This window comes from Streptomyces sp. NPDC058052 (assembly GCF_042885515.1).
Taxonomy (GTDB): domain Bacteria; phylum Actinomycetota; class Actinomycetes; order Streptomycetales; family Streptomycetaceae; genus Streptomyces.
The window spans coordinates 175,241-192,674 of sequence record NZ_JBHVRX010000008.1; the positions used below are offsets into that span (position 1 = coordinate 175,241).

Here is a 17,434-nt window from a genome sequence, read left to right on the forward strand (position 1 = left end):
TACTACGGGGCATCGCTCCGGGCGACGTCGAGGGCATCGCCCGAGGAATCGAGCTCGTCGGACGCAGCGCCTACGTCCGAACGCCCCCCTCGACCAGTCGAGTTCCACCCCCTGGGGCGCCGGCCCCTGTCCGAACCCGGCTTGGTCCGCGAGGCTTCTCAGGACGTCGGGCGGAATCCATGATGGCGGAATGGCCATCAGCGAGGATCTGCTCTGGGACGCGACGGACAAGGAGACCCGGACCGTTCCGCGGCTGCGGCGTACGGCGGTGACGGCCGGCTGTGCCGGCTTGTTCGTCCTGGTGCTGTGGGCGTCCTCCGGCGTCACGTGGGCGGCGTGTGCGGCTGGGGTCTACGTGCTCGTGGAACTCGCGTACCAGGTCTGGGACCGGCGGCGCCTGGTCGAAGCACGGATCGTCGTCGGCGAGGCCGATGGCCGTACGAAGCTCCGCCTCCGGCAGGCCGGCGGACGGACCACCGAGCACGACCCCCATCACGTGGCCGGTGTGCTCATCATCCGCGACAACGTCCTCGACTCGGCGAACCTGCGCCTGCGCCTCCACGGGAAGAGGGTTCTCTTCGCACGCCCAGGCCGCCCCCCGGCGGTCACGACGTGGCGCACGGCTTGCCCGAGAGCCCACGTCAAGGAGAGAAATGCCTGGTGGGGCATGCCGGGATACCCTGACTAGACCTGTCCGGGCGATCACGCCGTCCGCGATTCAGATGACGGGGACGAACTGACCGATGGCGCGCGAACCGTTCCCGGGCGAGTTCGCTGCGGTGCTCGATCCACGGTGTCGCCGCGGTGATGAACGAGCCCTCGCTCCGGTCCTGGCCCACCACTGGACCATCCACCTCGACCTCGTCGACCGGCGCATGCCTGACGACTGTCCCGTCAGGTGACGGGGCTACGTCACGCGGGGACGCCGAGCGGTGGGTGATCGAGCACGCGGGGCTTGTACTCGACCAGCTGGATGCGGCCGTCGAAGGTGCGGTGCTCGGTCATCTCGAGGGCAACGTCCGGATAGCCGTCGTAGATGCGCTCTTCGCCCGTGGCCCCCGTGATCACCGGGAACATCACGACCCGGAAGCGGTCGACGAGTCCGGCTCGCAGCAGGGACCGGGAGAGGCTGAGGCTGCCGATCGTGCTGAGGAGCCCCGAGCCGCTCGACTTCATGGCGCGGACCGCCTCGACGGCATCGTCGCGGACGAGCGTGGAGTTGGCCCACGTCAGCGGTTCCTGGAGCGAGGAGGAGAACACGACCTTGGAGGCTTGCGTCAGCTCGTCGACGGACGCCTCCTCCTCGGGCCTGAACTCCTCTTGGCCGTCCGGGACCTCGCCTGCGGCGAAGCCCGACATCAGGCGGTAGGTGTTCGCCCCCATCAGGTAGGTGACCTCCGGCTGCTCGCCGAGCCAAGCGAGGTACTCCGGCCCCTCGAGACCCCAGAACCCGGGCCACCCCTCTCCCGACGCGTGGCCGTCGAGGGAGGTGATGAAGTCGACGAGAAGCTCCGACATGGCGGTGTCCTTTCCTGGGGTGTCACGAGCTTGGACCAGCCGGGAGCCACACACTCGTCCGCCGCGCTGTGAAGCATCGAGAAAACCCACGACGGTGGGGTCCGCTCAGGTCGGCGGGCGGCTGCTCGCGCGGCTCAGGCCGAGCGCTCCACCCCGTCACCCGAACGTCCGCTTGTCGCAGCCCCGCCCGACAGCGCCATGGACCTAGGAGAAGGACGGCTCCGCCCCGGCTGGGGCTTCCCCCGCGAGCAGCCCTCGTCCGGCCTCAGGGTGCTCCGCCCTCCAGCCCTCATCACGTGTGCCTGCCGGGTGGACCCGGGCAGCCGGTCGGTGGCCGGCCGTACGCGGCCTAGGTGGCGGCTCCGCCGTACGGCCACGGGTCCTGCGTCGCCCTGCCTCGGCCCCTGCCTCCCCTGCGGGCCTTCTTCGGGTGCAGGCGGTAGAAGGCCGCGAGCTCCTCCAGGGCTCGGGCCGCGCGGGCGGTCACGTCGGCCTTGCCGGCCTCGTGGTGGGCAACGGGAAACCAGACCGTGCCGGGCTTGTCGTCCCAGGCGAAGACATCCGGCGCGGACGCGCGGAGGTGACAGATGGTGCCCACCGCGTTGGTGTCGAAGGCGAGTTCGAGCCGGGGGAAGTCCGCCTGGCCGCCGCTGGGGTCGCTGAGGAACACCGGCTGGTACTCCTCCGAGATCGACTCCGAGTCCTTGATCTGGTCTTTGACCAGGTGGGAGTACCGCTCCAGATAGCCGAGCTCGCCGAAGGCGTCGAGCGCGGCCTCGACGGCCGGCAACGGGTCGACGTGGAGGAAGTCGGTGTCGGTGAGGACCGTGCCGGCGCCGTCGTTCAGAACGATTCTGGTGCGCAGTGAGAAGTCGACGCCGAGGGCCCGGCCGTCGAAGTCGGTGAACGGCGTGTACCAGGGCAGCCGCCCGGTGTACGGAATCTGCCGCTCTGTGCCGGCCGGAACGTCGAAGCGGACGATCGACGCGTGGAAGAACGTCAGATGGTCGGTGATCAGAGTGCCACTGGGCTGGTGGATCCTGGCCACCGGCTGAAGGACGACGTCGCCGATCCGGAGGTCCGCACCCCCCGCGCGGATCACCAGCCGACCGCTGACCTCCGCGCCCGGGCGGAGCGTGAGAGTGCTGATGCGCGTGTCGAGCTCGGGTGGGTCGACCGACGCCGAGTCGTCCGTGCCTTCACCCTCCCCGAACAATGTGCGGAATGCCACCGCCCTGCCCCCCTCCCCTTCGTCCTGGGGCACGAGCCTAATAGGCTTTCCGGGATCACTCGGAGGGGGACGGATGGGACTGCTCAAGCTCTTCGGGTTCGGGCGTGGGGCGGGTAGGGACGATGCCCGTGTCGACGCCGTCCACGGCGAGGGTCCCGGCGACGTCGAGCCGCCCGAGATCGACGCCGTCATCAGCACCGTCGAAGCCCGGCCAGGCGAGTGGGTGCGGGGCGAGGTCGTCTTCCGGGGCGGCGGTACGGGGCTCGACATCGACCGCTTCGACGTCCGGGTCATGGCCAAGTGCCTGACCTGGCAGGGCGTCCCCCGCGAGGTCGAGGTCGCCCGGCTCCCGGCCGCCGGTTACGAGACCTCGGTCGAGGTGGAGCCCGGCGGGGAGCACCGGATCCGGTTCGGCGGACGGCTGCCCTGGGAGTGTCCGGTCACCGAGCTCGGCGGCCGGTCCACGAGCGTCGACCTCTCCGTGGTCACCACGGTCCGGTCCCGCGACAGCGACGTGGTGAAGGACATCGACTTCCTGCACGTGGCCGCACCGCCGCTGCACGAGGCGGTGATGGACGCCTTCTTCGCCGAGGGGTACAGCCGGGTCGAGGCCCGGCTGACGGACGACAGGATCCCGAACGTCGCCCAGCGCCGGAACTACCTCCAGACGTACTTCCTGGAGGACCCGAGCCGGAGGGCCGAGACCTTCGCGGAGATCGAGGTCTCCGTCCTCAACAGCCAGGTCGGCGCCCTCGTCCTCGTACGCCGCCACGACCGTGACAGGTTCGGCAGCTGGGACCAGAGGCCGCCCGCACTGTCCTTCCCCGTCGCCCATCACGAGGTGGGCGAGGCCGACCTCGCTCCTCGACTGCGCGAGGCGATGGACGACCTCGTCCGGCTGGACCGGTTGCACCGGATCTGACCCCAGCGGCAGTGCCGTTCCCGTCCGCGGAGCAGGAGAGCCCGCAGGCCGGACCCTGCCTCGAAGCCACCGGTGCCGCGACAGACGGGGGCCGCGAGAACGGTCGGTGGTCACGATGCCCAGGGTCGACGCTGTCGCCAGAAGTCTTCTTCGGCGGCCTGATCGTCACTCATCGGGGTGCCGTGCGCCAGCTCGTGCCGGCTGATCACGGTGTTCTCGTGGCTGGGGCCGAGGACGCGAGTCCGGTCGGCGAGGAAGGCGGCCTACAGGATTCGTACGCCTTCCGGATCATCACCCTCGCCTGCCAACTTGGCGTGGCTGCGTCGGGCTGCCAGCGTGCGCTCGTGGTCGGGCCCGAGGACGCGGGTCAGGTCGGTGACAAGGCTGGTATAGAGGTCTCGTGCGGTGACCGGGTCGCCCGTCATCCGGGTGCAGTACGCGTGCTCGCTCCGGCTGTCCAGGGTGTCCTCGTGGTCGGGGCCGAGGACTCGGGCGCGGTCGGTGACGAGGGCCGCGTGCAGATCCCGCGCGCCTACCGCATCACCAGCCTCACCCGTCCAGTAGGCATGATGGTGCCTCGTAGACAGAGTGTGCAGGTGATCGGGGCCGAGGAAGCGGGCCCGATCGGTGACGAGGGCCGCGTGCAGATCCCGCGCGCCCGCCGCATCACCAGCCTCACCCGTCCAGTAGGCATGGTTGTGCCTCGTGGACAGCGTGAGCTGGTGGTCGGGGCCGAGGACGCGGGCGCGGTCGGTGACCAGGGCGGCATGCAGGTCGCGTGCCGCCGCCGCATCACCAGCCTCACCCGTCCAATGGGCGTGGCTGCGTCGGGCAGTCAGCGTGTCCTCGTGGTCGGAGCCGAGGTATGCGGCCGAGAGTCCTGCAAGGGCGTGGTAGAGCCGAGCCGCTTCGGCGGCGTCGCCGCGTTCCGAGGCCGCGTCGGCTTCCTTCTTGAGCTGAGAGGCGGGTTTGTTCGACGTGTCCGGGCTGGTGGGAGAGTGCTCCGGAAGTAGCAACCCCGGCTCCACGGCGAGGGCGGTCCCGCCGGTGACCTCGGCGCTGATGCGGTCGATGGTGTCCCCGTCTTCGTCGTTGACGGCCGTGGCCCTGGCGAGCGCGGCGTCGATGTCGTCGGCCTCGGCATCTCCGCTCTCAGCCGGCCCTTGCGACGGCTCCCCGGCCAGGAGGGGGAGGTGGTCGTGGGGTGAGGGGCCGGGGCCGCGCAGGCGGTCGAGTTCGTCGGTGAGCGTCTCAATCTCCTGCCGGAGCCGGTCGGCGAGACCCTCGGCCTGTCGCCTCTTCTCCTCAGCTCGGGCCAATTCCGCTGCCGCCTTCGCCTTCTGCTCCTCGGCGCGCCCGATGCGCTTGCGCGCTTCCTCCAGCGTTCCGCCGGCCGCTTCGTCGACGAGCCGGTCACGCTCAAGCGTCAGCTTGCGTACGCGGTCGTCGAGGGTGTTGACCACACCCAGCAGCACCCAGATCAGCTTGCCCGAGTTCTGAGCTGCCTGCCGCAGCTCGCTCTCCTGTTCCAGGGCACGGGTCAGTCGCTCGTACACCTGGATCTGCTCCGCCTGCACCTGCGGCTGTGTCAGGCCCATGATGGATGCCTGATCAGGCACCGCGGCCGCGCGGGCGGCGCGCGGCGGGTGTTCGGCGTCCCGCAGCAACTGGAGGGCCTCGGCCTGCCGACGCTCGCGCAGCGGGGGTACGACGGTGGCGGCGATCAGCCGAACGACGAAAGCACGCGGGGGAATGCACCCGCTGAGCAGCGTGCTGGTCTGACTCTTGGAGTAGTCGACCTCTTTCGAGAGCACGGCCAGCGTCTTGCCGGACTCGTCGACCCGGTGACGGAGGAACTCGGCCAGGCTGCCGGCGTACCTGTTGACCGGGCGGATCTCTCCCCACGGACGCCCGCGTTTCCTCGCCTCCGCCACCTGTACAACCCCCCGTCGGATGCCACTCATTGTCCGGTCCGTCCCGGACAAGAGCCCGTGCATCCGGAACCTACCTGCATTGTTCGGTCGGGAGGGTCCGTACAAAGCAACTTCCGGCCATCGTCTGCCCCGCAGACCGATCCCCGGACCACTCATCCGCACGAAGGGCAGACCATGAACGACAGCCTCTCCCTCGCCGCCGACATCCTCACCATCCTCGGCGCCCTCGTCGGCATCGCCCTCGACGCGCGCCGTGCCCGCCGCGAGACCCACCGGTACGACCAGGGTGATGAGCATCCGATGGAGTGACCTGCCTGCACTCGCGAGTGCTCCCCAACGCCGCGTCCGGACGTCGCTCCACGACGTCGCCGAGACCGCGTCGAATCGCGCCATGACACCGGCATCGCCGCACTCATCGGCACCTTCGAAAGCAACGGCGGGTGTGGGCGGGACACTCCCCCCATCCGCCACTGTCGCCCAGGCCGACGCCGCCATACGCGCAGCGGCAGTCACAGCGCATGAGGCCGGTACGCTGCGTGCAACGTACGGCCAGCCGACCGGAAGGCAAGATGACGCGCGCCCCCAGACCGTCGATCGAAGCGATACTCGCTGCGCTTCCCGAACTCGCTCCCCACGCGCGCGACGCCGTCCTGCTCCATCCCAAGCGGGCAGAACCAGACTGGGGGAGCAGTTCGATCGGCGGACCTCTGCTGTGGCCGGGTGATGAACCGTGGCCCATGTGCTCCTTGCCCGACGAAGGCAGTCCAGACGGCACGCCTGCCACGGCCATGATCCCGTTGGCCCAAGTCTTCCGACGTGACGCGCCGGGACCGTGGTGGCCCGCTGACACTGACCTTCTGCACATCCTTTGGTGTCCGAATGAACACTGGGATCCTCCGGCCCAGCAGGCCGACGTGAGCCCTGTGGTCGAGGTTCGATGGCGTCGCGCCGCTGAGGTGACCAGCCGGTTGACGACCCCGCCGCCTCCCTCGCGGTATGACGAGGACGGCTACGTCCCCCAGACGTGTGCCATCACCGCTGAGCACGTGACCGACTTCCCGTTCCGTGAGGAACTCCCCGCGGAACTCCGTCCGCGGTGGGAGGACCTGGTCCGCGAGACCGGCGACGGCCGTGACGTCATCACTCGCCTGGCCGGCTGGAAGCTCGGCGGCTGGCCGACCTGGCACCTGACACAACCGACCGTCTTTCCTTGCGGTGACTGCGGCACAGACATGAGGCTCCTGTTCACCGTGGCAAGCGACGACGAGACGGGGGTTGTCGTCGGCCGGTGGGGAGAGCTGCGCATCTTCACATGCCCCACCGACCCGCGTCATGCCTTCCAGGCAGACCTTCACTGACTCCGAGAGACAGAGTCGGAGTACGGAGCACGGCAGTACGTCTCCGGAGCCGGCTGCCCGTCCGCCCCTTCCGCCTGCCACCGGCCAGGTGATCGGCTTCCAGAAAACGACTCAGCCCTCGCCGGCTTCCTTGCGGACTCGGCCAGGTGCTCCGAGGACACCTTGCCGTTCTCGTCCTCCCAGAACACGGTCCGGGCACGGGCACCTCGCCGGCCCGGAACGCCCCGGCACCGCGCAGGGGTGCGCGGTACCGGGGCTACGGGGTGCGGGCCGGGCGGTCAGCGTTCGAGGAGGGCGATGCGGATGGCTCGCTCGACGTGGGCGGCGGTGTTGGCGTGGCCTGCGGCGTTGGGGTGGACGAGGGTGACGTGCTTGTCGAGGGGAGCGCAGTTCAGGAGGGTGCCGGGGATCCTGGTGGGCCAGTAGTCCTCGGCGTCGCCGCAGATGCCCTCGACCCACTTCGTGTCGGCGGGCTGGCAGGCGTCGTGGCCGACGCTGGAGGAGTGGACGTCGACGTAGCGGTCACCGAAGAAGCTCGTGACCCGCTGGATGGTGCTGTTCAGCGGCTCGAGGACGTCGTCGCGGAGCCAGTCGACGTCGGCGTGGGTGATGAGGCCGAGTTCGGTGAGGGCGAGGCGGTTGCAGGCGCCGGCCTCGTCGGGGAGGACGGCCGGGTAGCCGACCGTGATCACCTTGGCGCCGGGCGCGGTCTGGTGCACATGGGCCAGCATCTCGATGTACTCGTCCTGGACCCGGGCGAGCTTGTCCTGGAGGCTTTCCTCCCCCTCGGGTGGATCGGTGTAGTGGTCGCGGCAGGATTGGCCGGTCGCGCCCAGGGTGAAGCACTTGGTCAGGATGTCGCCGAAGGGCAGGCTGGTGCCGCCGACGCCGATGGTGACGATGTCGGTCTGGTCGCCCAGGCCGGCCCGCTTGATCTGGGTGTCCACCGCCGGCCAACCGCCCTCGGGCGCCTGGACCGGGCTGATCGGGATCTGCTTCGTCTTGGCGATGTTGTCGATCGTGGCGTTGCCGCAGCTGACGTCGGCCAGGTGGACAGGCTTGCCCGGCGGGAACTCGGCCAGCTCCTGGTCGATGACGTGGGGGTAGGAGTTGGTGGTGCGGTCGCAGCCGTCCCGCGCCGGGTCGCCCAGCGCGGGCCGGGGGTCGCCGACGAAGACGCCCGCGGTGTACGAGTCGCCCAGCGCGGCCCACTCGTACTGATCGGCCGCTTCGGCGGAGCCCGAGGGCAGGAGTGCGGACGCCGCCAGCGCGAGCCCGACGGCCAGGGCGCGCGTGCGGAGGCGGGAGACAGGGTGTCGCATGGATCCTCCAGGATCTGCAAAGACGCCCGGAGTGGGTACGTGGCTCCGGGCGGAAGGCACCTCGGCCAAGATCATCCATGGCTGCCACCTGCCCCTGCGACGAATCGGACCCATCGCCCCCGATCGGGCTGAACGATCAGATCTTCGCCCCGCCACACGCCACCCAGCCGGTACCTCGCGCTGGGCTTCACCACGCCTCCCGCGCCCAGGCCCCGGCCCCGGCCGGAACCTCTCCGGTGGCCTCAGTCTGTGCCCGCGCGGCCTGCCCGTCGGCGTCCTCCTCGTTCGAGGCGGCACCGCACCAGGCCCGGCACGTCCCGATACCGTGCCGACTCCGCCGAACGGGCGAGATCCCACCCCATGTCCCGGCGGCGCCGGGTCGTCACGTGTCCTGCCACCTCTCCATTGGGTTACGTCTGGTGACTGGCTGTCGGAGACATTCCGACGAGGCGGTACTCGTACACGAAGCAGGAGGATCCATGGGCAAGATGACCGAGGCCGAGGCCGAAGCGCTGTTCGCGCAGATCGACACGGACGGAAGCGGCGAGATCCGGCTCCGCGAGCTGAGGGACTACGGACAGGCCAACGGCGGCGCCATCGAAGGGATCAGGCTCCCTGACTTCGTCCGCGCGGCCGACTCCGACGGGGACCGGCGCATCACCCTCACCGAATTCAAGACGTTCCTCGCCTGATCCGCCCCTCCCCGGGAACGCGGTCGGGGTTCACGCGCATGCGGGCACCGGCCCACGTAGAAACGGCCGGACCCCTGACCGCAGCAGGGAGGGCACTGGGAACAGGCCCCCGGCCTGGAGCTCGCGGGTCCGCTCGGACCTGGGGCTGGGCCTGGACCGCCGGACATCCCCGGACGGCGCTGAGCCCCCGCAGCCACGTACGGCTGCGGGGGCATGGTCGTTCGTGCGTGTCGGTGACCGTCACGGCCGCGCAGCCCTTCACGACTCCGGACCTGACGCCGATCTCCCGTGCACTGTTCCGGTCGCCCGGTCGCACCCGGGCGACCGTGCGGTCAGCCGGCGAGGAGAGCGCGGACCTTCAGCGCTTCGCCTTGGCCGCTTGAGGGAAGTCCAGGCGGATGCCGGACCAGTTCTCGCCGACGCCGATGGCGGAGGTCTGCGTGAGGGCGGCGGCGGGAACGGCTTCAGCGATGCCGGAGGGCTCTACGTGGCCCTCGCGGCCGGACGTGGGAGTGAGCACCCAGATCACCCCGTCCTCCGCCAGAGGGCCGACTGCGTCGACGAGCGCGTCCCCGAGGTCGCCGTCGCTCTCCCGCCACCACAGCAGGACCACGTCGACGACTTCGTCGCACGCCTCGTCGAGGAGCTCCGCGCCGGCGCCCTCCTCCACCGAGGTCTGTGCGAGCGCTCGGACGACGCGGCTCCGCGCCGGGTGCTGCGCAGGCCGGCAGTGGGCGGGGCGCGTTCCGTCCGCGGTGCCCTGTGTGGCTCTGGGGCTGGGCCCCGCTCCGTCGCCGGGCCGCCGAGACCGCATCGGTGCGGGTGAGCGTCGCATGCGACCGGCCCGCCGAGGGTCTCCAACGCCGGGCCCCGTAGGGTGTGGCGGCGTGAGCGCATGGAAGATATCCGATGAGGAGGGCGGCGTCCTCGCCGCCCGCTGGTGGCAGTGGGCCCTGTCGGCCCCCGACGACGTGAGCCCGGTGGCCGACACGACCGGCGCGCACGCCGCCTGGCGGCAGCCGGACGACCTGTGGTTCCTGGCGGGCACCTACGGCGGCCGTGTGGTCCGCCGGTGCGAGATCCCGGCCGGACGCCCGGTGTTCTTCCCGGTGCTCAACACCCATCACACCAAGCTCCACTCCCGTAAGCCCCTCTCCCTCGATGTGACCAGAGCCGAGGCGTACCTCAACGGCGCGCCCCTCCCCCTCCGCGAGTTCGTCGCCCCGCCCTTCCGCGTGGGTCTGCGCATGCATCTCGCCTGGGGTCTCTGGTCCGCGCTCACCCCACTCGTCCCGGGTCAGTACGTCCTCGAGATCAGGGGCACCACGGCGGAGGGTTTCCAGGTCGACACGACGTACCACCTCACCGCGACAGCCGGCTGATCAGGCGTCCCGCAGGACAGGGGCGGGAAACCGGCCGGGTCGGCCGCAGCGCTGCGCCTGGCCCGCGCGGGCCAACCGGGTCCTTCTCTGGGTTCCTCACGCCAGGTTGCGGCAGCCGTTCCGGGGGTGTAGGCGCGTGACACCAGTCATGATCGCCTGGCCTAGGGCGACGAGCCGGTCGATGGGGCCGGGCGGGGCGCACCAAGAACCGTGCAGGTAGGCCGACTTGGGGCTTAAGGCGGCTTACGCTGGGGAGTTCTCGCTGTACGGTCACTCTCAGTCTCCCCTTGGGTGCCGAGGCTCGCAAACGCGGTCAGCGCGGGCGTCAGCCCGCGCTCGGCGTGCCGCCCTCACTCCCCTGCCGTACGGTGGAAGACGCCTGCTCGGCACGTTCGTGCCCGCCAACGCACTGCGGGAGACGGACAGATGCCGACCGTCGCTCCTTCTCGGGCGCGACTGCCCGGCCGGTGCCGTCCGGAGGCCACCTCCCCTTCGTGGGGCTGCACTGTGGTCGCGGTTTCCTGGCCGGGACGCTGGGGCCGGATGTCACCGAGTCGTGCCCTGACGGACGGGCTTGCCCGGCGTACCCGGACCGATCCGCTCCGGGACGCGCCTGCCTGGAGCGGAGTGCTCGGCTCGTCCTGCACGGTTCCGGCGGCCACCGATGACGCCCCCATGGCACGGCTCTGACGGCACCGACCTGCCCTTCTTCATGAACAAGAGGGAGCAGAATCACACGGAAGGGACTTTCCATGACGTCGCTTCTCGAATACCGGAGCAACCGGATCGTCGAACTGATGGAGGAGCCCGCCGGGCGCCGCGACGCCGGCTGGCTGAAGGAGTCGCTCCAGCAGGCGATGCTTCTGGAACTCGCCACCCTTCCCCCGTACTTGTCGGCCATGTGGTCCATCGAGCCTCAGAGCGGGGACGTGCTGAAGGCGTTCAAGCGGATCGTCTTCGACGAGATGTCCCACCTCGGCCTCGCCGGGAACATGCTCACCACCATCGGCGGCGTCCCCCGCCTCGGCGACGTCCACACGGTGCCGAAGTACCCCGGACCGCTGCCCGGCGGCGTACGTCCGTCGCTGACCGTCTTCGTGAGCGGGCTGTCGAAGGAGTCCCTGGATCTGTTCGCGAAGATCGAGCAGCCCGACGACCCGGTCACGGAGGCCCGGTCACACACGTCCATCGGCGCGTTCTACATCGCGATCCTGGAGGTGTTCCGGGACCACGCGGACCTGATCACCGGGGCTCACCAGCTCGAACGGGACATGCAGCACCATGGCGAGGGAAACAGCCTCGTGGCACTCCGTTCACTCGCCGATGTCGAGGCGGCGATCAAGGTGATCAGGGAGCAGGGCGAGGGCACCTCCGCCTCTCCGGAGAACCCTCACCCCGGGGTGACCGACGAGCTCGCCCACTTCTACGTCTTCCGGGAGCTGTACCACGGACGCAAGCTGGTCGAGGTCGCCGAGAACCCGGGCAGATGGGAGTTCACCGGGGACGTCATCGCGATGCCCGGAACCCGTCCGATGGGCACGGTGCCCGACGGCGGCTGGGGAGCACCGGGACAGCCGGCCCCCGACGCCGGGACGCAGGACCTGCTCGACCAGGGCAACCAGGCGTACAGCCGGATGCTGGACCTCCTGGAAGACGCCTGGCAGGCGAACGACCCGGACGCGGCGACCGACCTCCTCGACCAAGCCGTCGACAAGATGATCGGTCTCAAGGGACCGGCCCGGTCCCTGATGCTCCGCGAAGTCCCGAGCGGCGGCGGCAAGACCTATGGACCGGAGTTCCGGTACGTCGACGGCTAGTGTTGCGAGTCGGAAGCTCTCCGGCAGATCTCCGCCTCGATCGCCCCATGGTCGCGCCCTCTACCTCCAGGGCTGCGGTTCGTCGCTGATGCCGCACGCAGACAGAGCGAGCAGACGAGCGGTAGCCCTTGAGCCAGCCCGGCGCGTAGAGCACTCGACCTTGCCATGTTCAGATGGTTCATTCCCGCCCCTTGATCACCTCATGGGCCGGCCGGCGCCCCCAGGGACATGATCAACCACCTCCCCGGCCGGAGCGACGAGGGACCCGCGCCGCTCAACTCCGCGAAGCCGTACCAGGGGCCAGTTGCACATCGATTTTTTGAGCATGTTCAAATAGGTTATGGGGCAGCAATCCCGCTGCCTGATCCAGGGGGGAGAAGTGTGTGGACACGCAGGTCGGCATGAAGACGGTACGAGGGATGGGGAGGAGCGGCCTCGTCGCTATGTCAGTCGCACTGATGACGGTTCTCGTATCGGGGTGTATAGATCTGGGCCCGGTCCATGTCGACCCGGACCACCTGCCCGGGGTGTACCGGAATGACGACACGGGTGCGGAGATCCGCTTGGACGCGGACGGCCGGTTCTCCGCCGTCGGCTTCTCCCAGGACGAGGTGGGGATCGATGGTACCGCCTCCCTCGGCGACTTCGGCGGCACCTGGGACCCCACCCCCTCGAACTTCGTGTATCTGGAACCCGAACCCATCGGGATGAGCGACATCCAGCTCTGGACGGTGAGTTCGGAGAAGGTGTACCTGCAGCCGGACGTGAACGGGCCGATCACCCTGACACTGGTCAAGGCCAAGGAGTCCTGATTCCTGAAGAACGGCTGGCGGCGGGGTGCGGACAGCACGGGTCCGGGCCGGTCTCGGCTGTCAGTGCACACCACCCTGACCTCCGAAAGGGCTCATCCTGCGACGAAGGTCCCGGCTTACGGCTGCCGTGACTCATTGGGTTCGGACAGGCCGGGTCAGGGAGCGGCGTCCGGAGCGTGCGCTCGCAAGGCGGAGCTCAGGCCGCCGGAACCCTCCACGCACCCCTCCCGTATCGACGGGATCCGGCACACGGCTCCTGGGCCGGCAAGGCGATGCGATGAGTATCGATGACACCCCCGGGACCCGTCACTGACGCCCTTTCGGCTCTATCGGAACCCGCCTGCGTTCCCGGATGCACTAGCTCGAGTGGCAAGGGCAAGGACAGCCCCTGACGGTGGGTCATGTCGCTGCGTGGAAGGAGCTGACAGCGGGTCGGCTCACGCAGCGCACGGAAGGAAGCCGTCGATGCGCTCTGCCCGCATTCTCTTCGCCGCCACAGCCACCGTCGCCACCCTGGCCGTCACCACGCCCGGCGCGTACGCGCTCACGGCCGGCGACTGGGACAAGAACGACTCCGCCCACAGCCAGAAGCGGGACCACGACAAGCCGCACGGCGGCATGCACACCGGCTCCGGCGCCCTGTCCCTCACCGGCGGCGACGACTGGTCCAAGGACGAGCACGACAAGAAGGACCACCCGAAGGGCCAGAAGGAGCACGGCAAGCCGCAGGGCGGAGTGCACGCCGGTGGCGGTGCGCTCACGGCGGACAGCGGCAACGACTGGTCCAAGGAGCGCGACAAGCCGCGCGGTGGCGTGCACGCGGGCGGCGGCGCGCTCACCGCGGTGAACGCGGACGACTGGTCCAAGCCCGAGACCGGCTCCAAGACCGACCCCGGCTCCAAGCCCGCGCAGAGCGACCGCGAGAAGGACTGGGGCAAGGAGCACGACAAGCCCAAGGGCGGCGTGCACACCGGCGGCGGTGCGCTCACCGCCGTGAACGCGGACGACTGGTCCAAGCCCGCGCAGAGCGACCAGGCGAAGGACTGGGGCAAGGAGCACGACAAGCCCAAGGGCGGCATGCACACCGGCGGTGGCGGTCTCGCGGACACGGGCACCAACGTGACCGGCGCCGTGGTGCTGGCCGCCGGCGCGGCCGCGGTCGTCCTCCACCGCCGCAAGAAGGCCGCGGGCGCGACCGCGTAGGGGGCACCGGCTGGGACGCGTGAGACGCCGTTTCGAGGGGATCACGCGTCCCGGCCCCCGCTCCGTCCGTGATCCGACTCGCGCGTTCGAAAGGTGCTCTCCGGTGAAGACCCGGCCCCACCCCACCCGTACCCCGGCGCCCCGGCGTGCCGTCCGGTGGGTCGTGCCCACGGTGTTCTGGACGCTGGTGCTGGTGGCGCTCCTGGCCTTCTTCGGTCCAGGGATGTTCACTCCGGACGCGACCGCGCCCTCCCGGCCGACGGCTTCCGGCCCGGCCGAGAACCTTCCGGCTGCCGCACCAGAACCCGGCTCCGGCGCCGCGCGCCCGGCTTCGCCGACCCCTCCGCCGGCCGCCGGCCCCCTCATGCCGAGGTCCGCACCGGTCCGTCTGAAGATCCCCGGCATCGGCGTGGACGCCCCGTTCACCGCGCTGCGGATCGGTTCGTCCGGCGCCCTGGACCCACCGCCGGCCGACAACACCAACTTGGTCGGGTGGCACGCCACCGGCATCTCACCCGGCGAGCGGGGGACCGCCCTCATCGCCGGCCACCTCGACACCGCCACCGCCCCCGCCGTCTTCGCCCGCCTCGGCGAGCTCGAGCCCGGAGACACCTTCGACGTCGCCCGCGCCGACGGCACCACCGCGGTCTTCCTCGTCGAGTCCGTCGAAAGCTTCCGCAAGAACGCCTTCCCCGACCAGCGCGTCTACGCCGACACCCCCGACGCGCTGGTACGGCTGATCACCTGCGCGGGCCCCTACGACCGCGCGGCGAAGGACTACACCGAGAACCTCGTCGTCTTCGCCCATCTGCACGCCATCCGTTGACCGGCGGCGCTGTCCGGCCCGCGGGGAGCGGGCTCGGGTGAGCGGCCGGCTGGAAGGTGGTCGGGCCGAGGCCGGGCCGGTCATCGAGTGCGCCGCCCGTCCTGGGGGCCGGGCTGCTCATGGCCGTCCTTGCCCGCCGTCTCGGCCCGGCCGTGACGCTGACGCGTCGCGCCGGCGAGCCGGGCGGCCAGCGTCTTGATGTGCTCGACGAGTTCTGGGGGTTCGTGCACGTCGAAGTCGAAGCCCTTGGTCGTCACGTAGATGGCCAGCTCGTCCAGCGAGTCGGATCCGGCCCGCAGGGTGCAGCTGTGCTCGTCGATCGGTTCCAGTGCTGCGGTGGTGGGGGCGATCCGTTCGGCTGCGGTCTCGGCGCTGACGTGCAGGGTGAACCGGGCCTGGTAGCGGTAGGCCGCGGTGGAGATCGCCCGTGAGGTGTAGGCGCTGAGATCGGGGTCGGGCGGGGTGCGCGGAGTGAACCGGGGGCCGGTGGGCGTCCGCGGGGCGAGACGGTCGACACGGTAGGTGCGCCAGTCCTCGCGGTCGACGTCCCAGCCGATCAGGTACCAGCGCCGGCCGGTGTGCACCAGGCGGTGGGGCTCGGTCGTACGGACGCTGGTGGTGCCGTCGTGGGTGCGGTAGTCGAAGCGCAGGCGCAGCGAGTCGCGGCAGGCGGCGGCGATCGCGGTGAGGGGGGCCGGGTCGACGGTGGGGCCGATGCCGGCCATCGGCACCGTCACCGACTGCAGGGCGTTGATCCGGTGGCGCAGCCGGGACGGCAGTACTTGTTCGAGCTTGGCCAGGGCCCGTACCGAGGTCTCCTCGATGCCGGTGACCGAACCGTTGGCCGCTGTGCGCAGGCCCACCGCGACCGCGACGGCTTCGTCGTCGTCGAGCAGCAGCGGTGGCAGGTCCGCGCCGGCGCCCAGTCGGTAGCCGGCGGTGCCCGCGGTGGCCAGCACGGGGTAGCCGAGGTCGCGCAGCCGGTCGATGTCACGGCGTACGGTGCGCGGAGTGATCTCCAGTCGCTCGGCCAGTTCGCGGCCGGACCAGTCGCGTCGGGTCTGCAGGAGCGAGAGCAGTCGCAGCAGCCGTGTCGAGGTGTCCCACATGGCGTGAAGTCTGTCATCGAGCTAGGACCGAATCCGTCCTAACCCGCTCCTAGGGTTGTCGGCATGGACACCAACAGCGAGATCCGGCCTTTCACCATCGACATCCCCCAGGCTGACCTGGACGACCTGCGGGACCGGCTCGCCAGGACCCGGTGGGCCGCGGACCTGCCCGATGCCGGCTGGAGCCGCGGGGTGCCGGTGAGCTATCTCAAGGGGCTGGCCGCGTACTGGCGCGATGGCTATGACTGGCGCGTCCACGAGCGGGAGCTGAACTCCCACCCGCAGTTCACCACCGAGATCGACGGGCAGGACATCCACTTCCTGCACGTGCGCTCGCCCGAGCCGGACGCGCTGCCGCTGATCCTGATCCACGGCTGGCCCGGCTCGATCGTGGAGTTCCTGAACGTCATCGGCCCGCTGACCGACCCCAGGGCGCATGGCGGCGACCCGGCGGACGCGTTCCACCTGGTGATCCCGTCGATCCCCGGCAGCGGGTTCTCCGGGCCGACCCGCGAGACCGGTTGGGACACCAACCGGGTGACCAGGGCGTTTGCCGAGCTGATGAACCGGCTCGGCTACGACCGCTACGGCGCGCAGGGCGGCGACACCGGCGCGATCATCTCCCCGGGACTCGGCCGGCTCGACCCCGACAAGGTCGTCGGTGTGCACGCGAACGGGCTCGCCGCCTTCACCGAGGTCGACCCGGACGAGGTGGGCGAGCTGACCGAGGCCGAGCGGGCGCGGCTGGAGAACCTGCGGTACCTGCAGACCGAGCAGTCCGGCTACGCCATGATCCAGATCAGCCGGCCGCAGACGCTGGCGCACGGCCTGCACGACTCCCCGGTCGGGCAGTTGGCCTGGATCGTGGAGAAGTTCAAGGAGTGGACCGATCCCGCCGCCGAACTGCCCGAGGACGCGGTGGACCGGGATCTGCTGCTCACCAACGTGATGCTGTACTGGCTGACCGGAACCGCCGGGTCCTCGGCCAACAGCTACTACGAGACCGCGCATGCCGGCGCCTGGGGCGCCGGTGAGCGTTCCACGGTGCCGACCGGGGTCGCGGTGTTCCCCACGGACGTGTCGATCCGGCGCACGGTCGAGCTCGAACACACCGTCGTGCACTGGTCCGAGTTCGACCGCGGCGGCCACTTCGCCGCCATGGAGGCACCCGACCTGCTCGTCGGCGACGTGCGCGAGTTCTTCCGCAAGCTGCGCTGAGACCACCGCGGCGCCGGCCTCGACCGGGCCGGCGCCGCGGCAGCGTGCCGTGCTCAGGCACGGCGCACACTGGGGAACACGTGCGCGGGA

At 70.3% G+C, this 17,434-nt stretch carries 17 protein-coding genes; 11 read left to right on the forward strand and 6 right to left on the reverse strand.

The features are described 5' to 3' along the window. Nucleotides 1–190: 190 nt before the first annotated feature. Nucleotides 191–688: a hypothetical protein gene (locus tag ACFVU3_RS14245; protein ID WP_390066171.1), complete on the forward strand. Its 498-nt coding sequence runs from the start codon at nucleotides 191–193 to the stop codon at nucleotides 686–688. A 224-nt stretch (nucleotides 689–912) separates the two neighbouring features. On the opposite strand, the gene ACFVU3_RS14250 is transcribed toward ACFVU3_RS14245, so the two are convergent. Together ACFVU3_RS14250 and ACFVU3_RS14255 are read right to left on the reverse strand one after the other, a co-directional pair. Continuing rightward, complete coding sequence (locus ACFVU3_RS14250; protein WP_390066172.1) at nucleotides 913–1,518, reverse strand: dihydrofolate reductase family protein; 606 nt, start codon at nucleotides 1,516–1,518, stop codon at nucleotides 913–915. Between the two features lie 349 nt (nucleotides 1,519–1,867). After that, the gene (locus tag ACFVU3_RS14255) at nucleotides 1,868–2,749 is read right to left on the reverse strand and encodes a sporulation protein (RefSeq protein ID WP_390066173.1); all 882 of its coding nucleotides are present in this window, start codon (nucleotides 2,747–2,749) and stop codon (nucleotides 1,868–1,870) included. A gap of 73 nt (nucleotides 2,750–2,822) precedes the next feature. Here ACFVU3_RS14255 and ACFVU3_RS14260 point away from each other — a divergent pair, with 73 nt between their 5' ends. Further along, complete coding sequence (locus ACFVU3_RS14260; protein WP_390066174.1) at nucleotides 2,823–3,671, forward strand: sporulation protein; 849 nt, start codon at nucleotides 2,823–2,825, stop codon at nucleotides 3,669–3,671. 263 nt (nucleotides 3,672–3,934) lie between these two features. On the opposite strand, the gene ACFVU3_RS14265 is transcribed toward ACFVU3_RS14260, so the two are convergent. Beyond that, complete coding sequence (locus ACFVU3_RS14265) at nucleotides 3,935–5,605, reverse strand: hypothetical protein (protein WP_390066175.1); 1,671 nt, start codon at nucleotides 5,603–5,605, stop codon at nucleotides 3,935–3,937. Between the two features lie 174 nt (nucleotides 5,606–5,779). Here ACFVU3_RS14265 and ACFVU3_RS14270 point away from each other — a divergent pair, with 174 nt between their 5' ends. Beyond that, entirely contained in the window at nucleotides 5,780–5,914 is a 135-nt protein-coding gene (locus tag ACFVU3_RS14270; protein ID WP_390066176.1) for a hypothetical protein, read from the forward strand. A gap of 659 nt (nucleotides 5,915–6,573) precedes the next feature. Next, complete coding sequence (locus ACFVU3_RS14275; RefSeq protein WP_390066177.1) at nucleotides 6,574–6,963, forward strand: hypothetical protein; 390 nt, start codon at nucleotides 6,574–6,576, stop codon at nucleotides 6,961–6,963. 278 nt (nucleotides 6,964–7,241) lie between these two features. On the opposite strand, the gene ACFVU3_RS14280 is transcribed toward ACFVU3_RS14275, so the two are convergent. Next, entirely contained in the window at nucleotides 7,242–8,285 is a 1,044-nt protein-coding gene (locus ACFVU3_RS14280) for an SGNH/GDSL hydrolase family protein (RefSeq protein ID WP_390066178.1), read from the reverse strand. A gap of 479 nt (nucleotides 8,286–8,764) precedes the next feature. Between ACFVU3_RS14280 and ACFVU3_RS14285 the strand changes: the two genes are divergently transcribed. Then, nucleotides 8,765–8,977, forward strand: coding sequence for an EF-hand domain-containing protein (locus ACFVU3_RS14285; protein WP_390066179.1), 213 nt, complete (start codon nucleotides 8,765–8,767; stop codon nucleotides 8,975–8,977). A gap of 358 nt (nucleotides 8,978–9,335) precedes the next feature. On the opposite strand, the gene ACFVU3_RS14290 is transcribed toward ACFVU3_RS14285, so the two are convergent. After that, nucleotides 9,336–9,647, reverse strand: coding sequence for a DUF3052 domain-containing protein (locus tag ACFVU3_RS14290; RefSeq protein WP_390066180.1), 312 nt, complete (start codon nucleotides 9,645–9,647; stop codon nucleotides 9,336–9,338). Between the two features lie 217 nt (nucleotides 9,648–9,864). Here ACFVU3_RS14290 and ACFVU3_RS14295 point away from each other — a divergent pair, with 217 nt between their 5' ends. From ACFVU3_RS14295 to ACFVU3_RS14315, 5 genes are all read left to right on the forward strand, one after another. Further along, nucleotides 9,865–10,359 (forward strand): hypothetical protein, encoded by a 495-nt coding sequence (locus ACFVU3_RS14295; protein ID WP_390066181.1) that lies wholly within the window; start codon nucleotides 9,865–9,867, stop codon nucleotides 10,357–10,359. 752 nt (nucleotides 10,360–11,111) lie between these two features. After that, complete coding sequence (locus ACFVU3_RS14300) at nucleotides 11,112–12,176, forward strand: ferritin-like protein (protein ID WP_390066182.1); 1,065 nt, start codon at nucleotides 11,112–11,114, stop codon at nucleotides 12,174–12,176. A 383-nt stretch (nucleotides 12,177–12,559) separates the two neighbouring features. Then, a complete protein-coding gene (locus tag ACFVU3_RS14305; protein ID WP_390066183.1) occupies nucleotides 12,560–12,988 on the forward strand; it encodes a hypothetical protein in 429 nt (142 codons plus the stop codon). A gap of 465 nt (nucleotides 12,989–13,453) precedes the next feature. After that, a complete protein-coding gene (locus ACFVU3_RS14310; RefSeq protein WP_390066184.1) occupies nucleotides 13,454–14,191 on the forward strand; it encodes a hypothetical protein in 738 nt (245 codons plus the stop codon). Between the two features lie 223 nt (nucleotides 14,192–14,414). After that, the gene (locus ACFVU3_RS14315; RefSeq protein WP_390066276.1) at nucleotides 14,415–15,017 is read left to right on the forward strand and encodes a class F sortase; all 603 of its coding nucleotides are present in this window, start codon (nucleotides 14,415–14,417) and stop codon (nucleotides 15,015–15,017) included. A gap of 80 nt (nucleotides 15,018–15,097) precedes the next feature. Here ACFVU3_RS14315 and ACFVU3_RS14320 read toward each other — a convergent pair whose 3' ends face one another. Further along, nucleotides 15,098–16,126 (reverse strand): helix-turn-helix transcriptional regulator, encoded by a 1,029-nt coding sequence (locus tag ACFVU3_RS14320; RefSeq protein ID WP_390066185.1) that lies wholly within the window; start codon nucleotides 16,124–16,126, stop codon nucleotides 15,098–15,100. A 63-nt stretch (nucleotides 16,127–16,189) separates the two neighbouring features. Here ACFVU3_RS14320 and ACFVU3_RS14325 point away from each other — a divergent pair, with 63 nt between their 5' ends. Next, a complete protein-coding gene (locus tag ACFVU3_RS14325) occupies nucleotides 16,190–17,344 on the forward strand; it encodes an epoxide hydrolase family protein (protein ID WP_390066186.1) in 1,155 nt (384 codons plus the stop codon). Nucleotides 17,345–17,434: the final 90 nt, after the last annotated feature.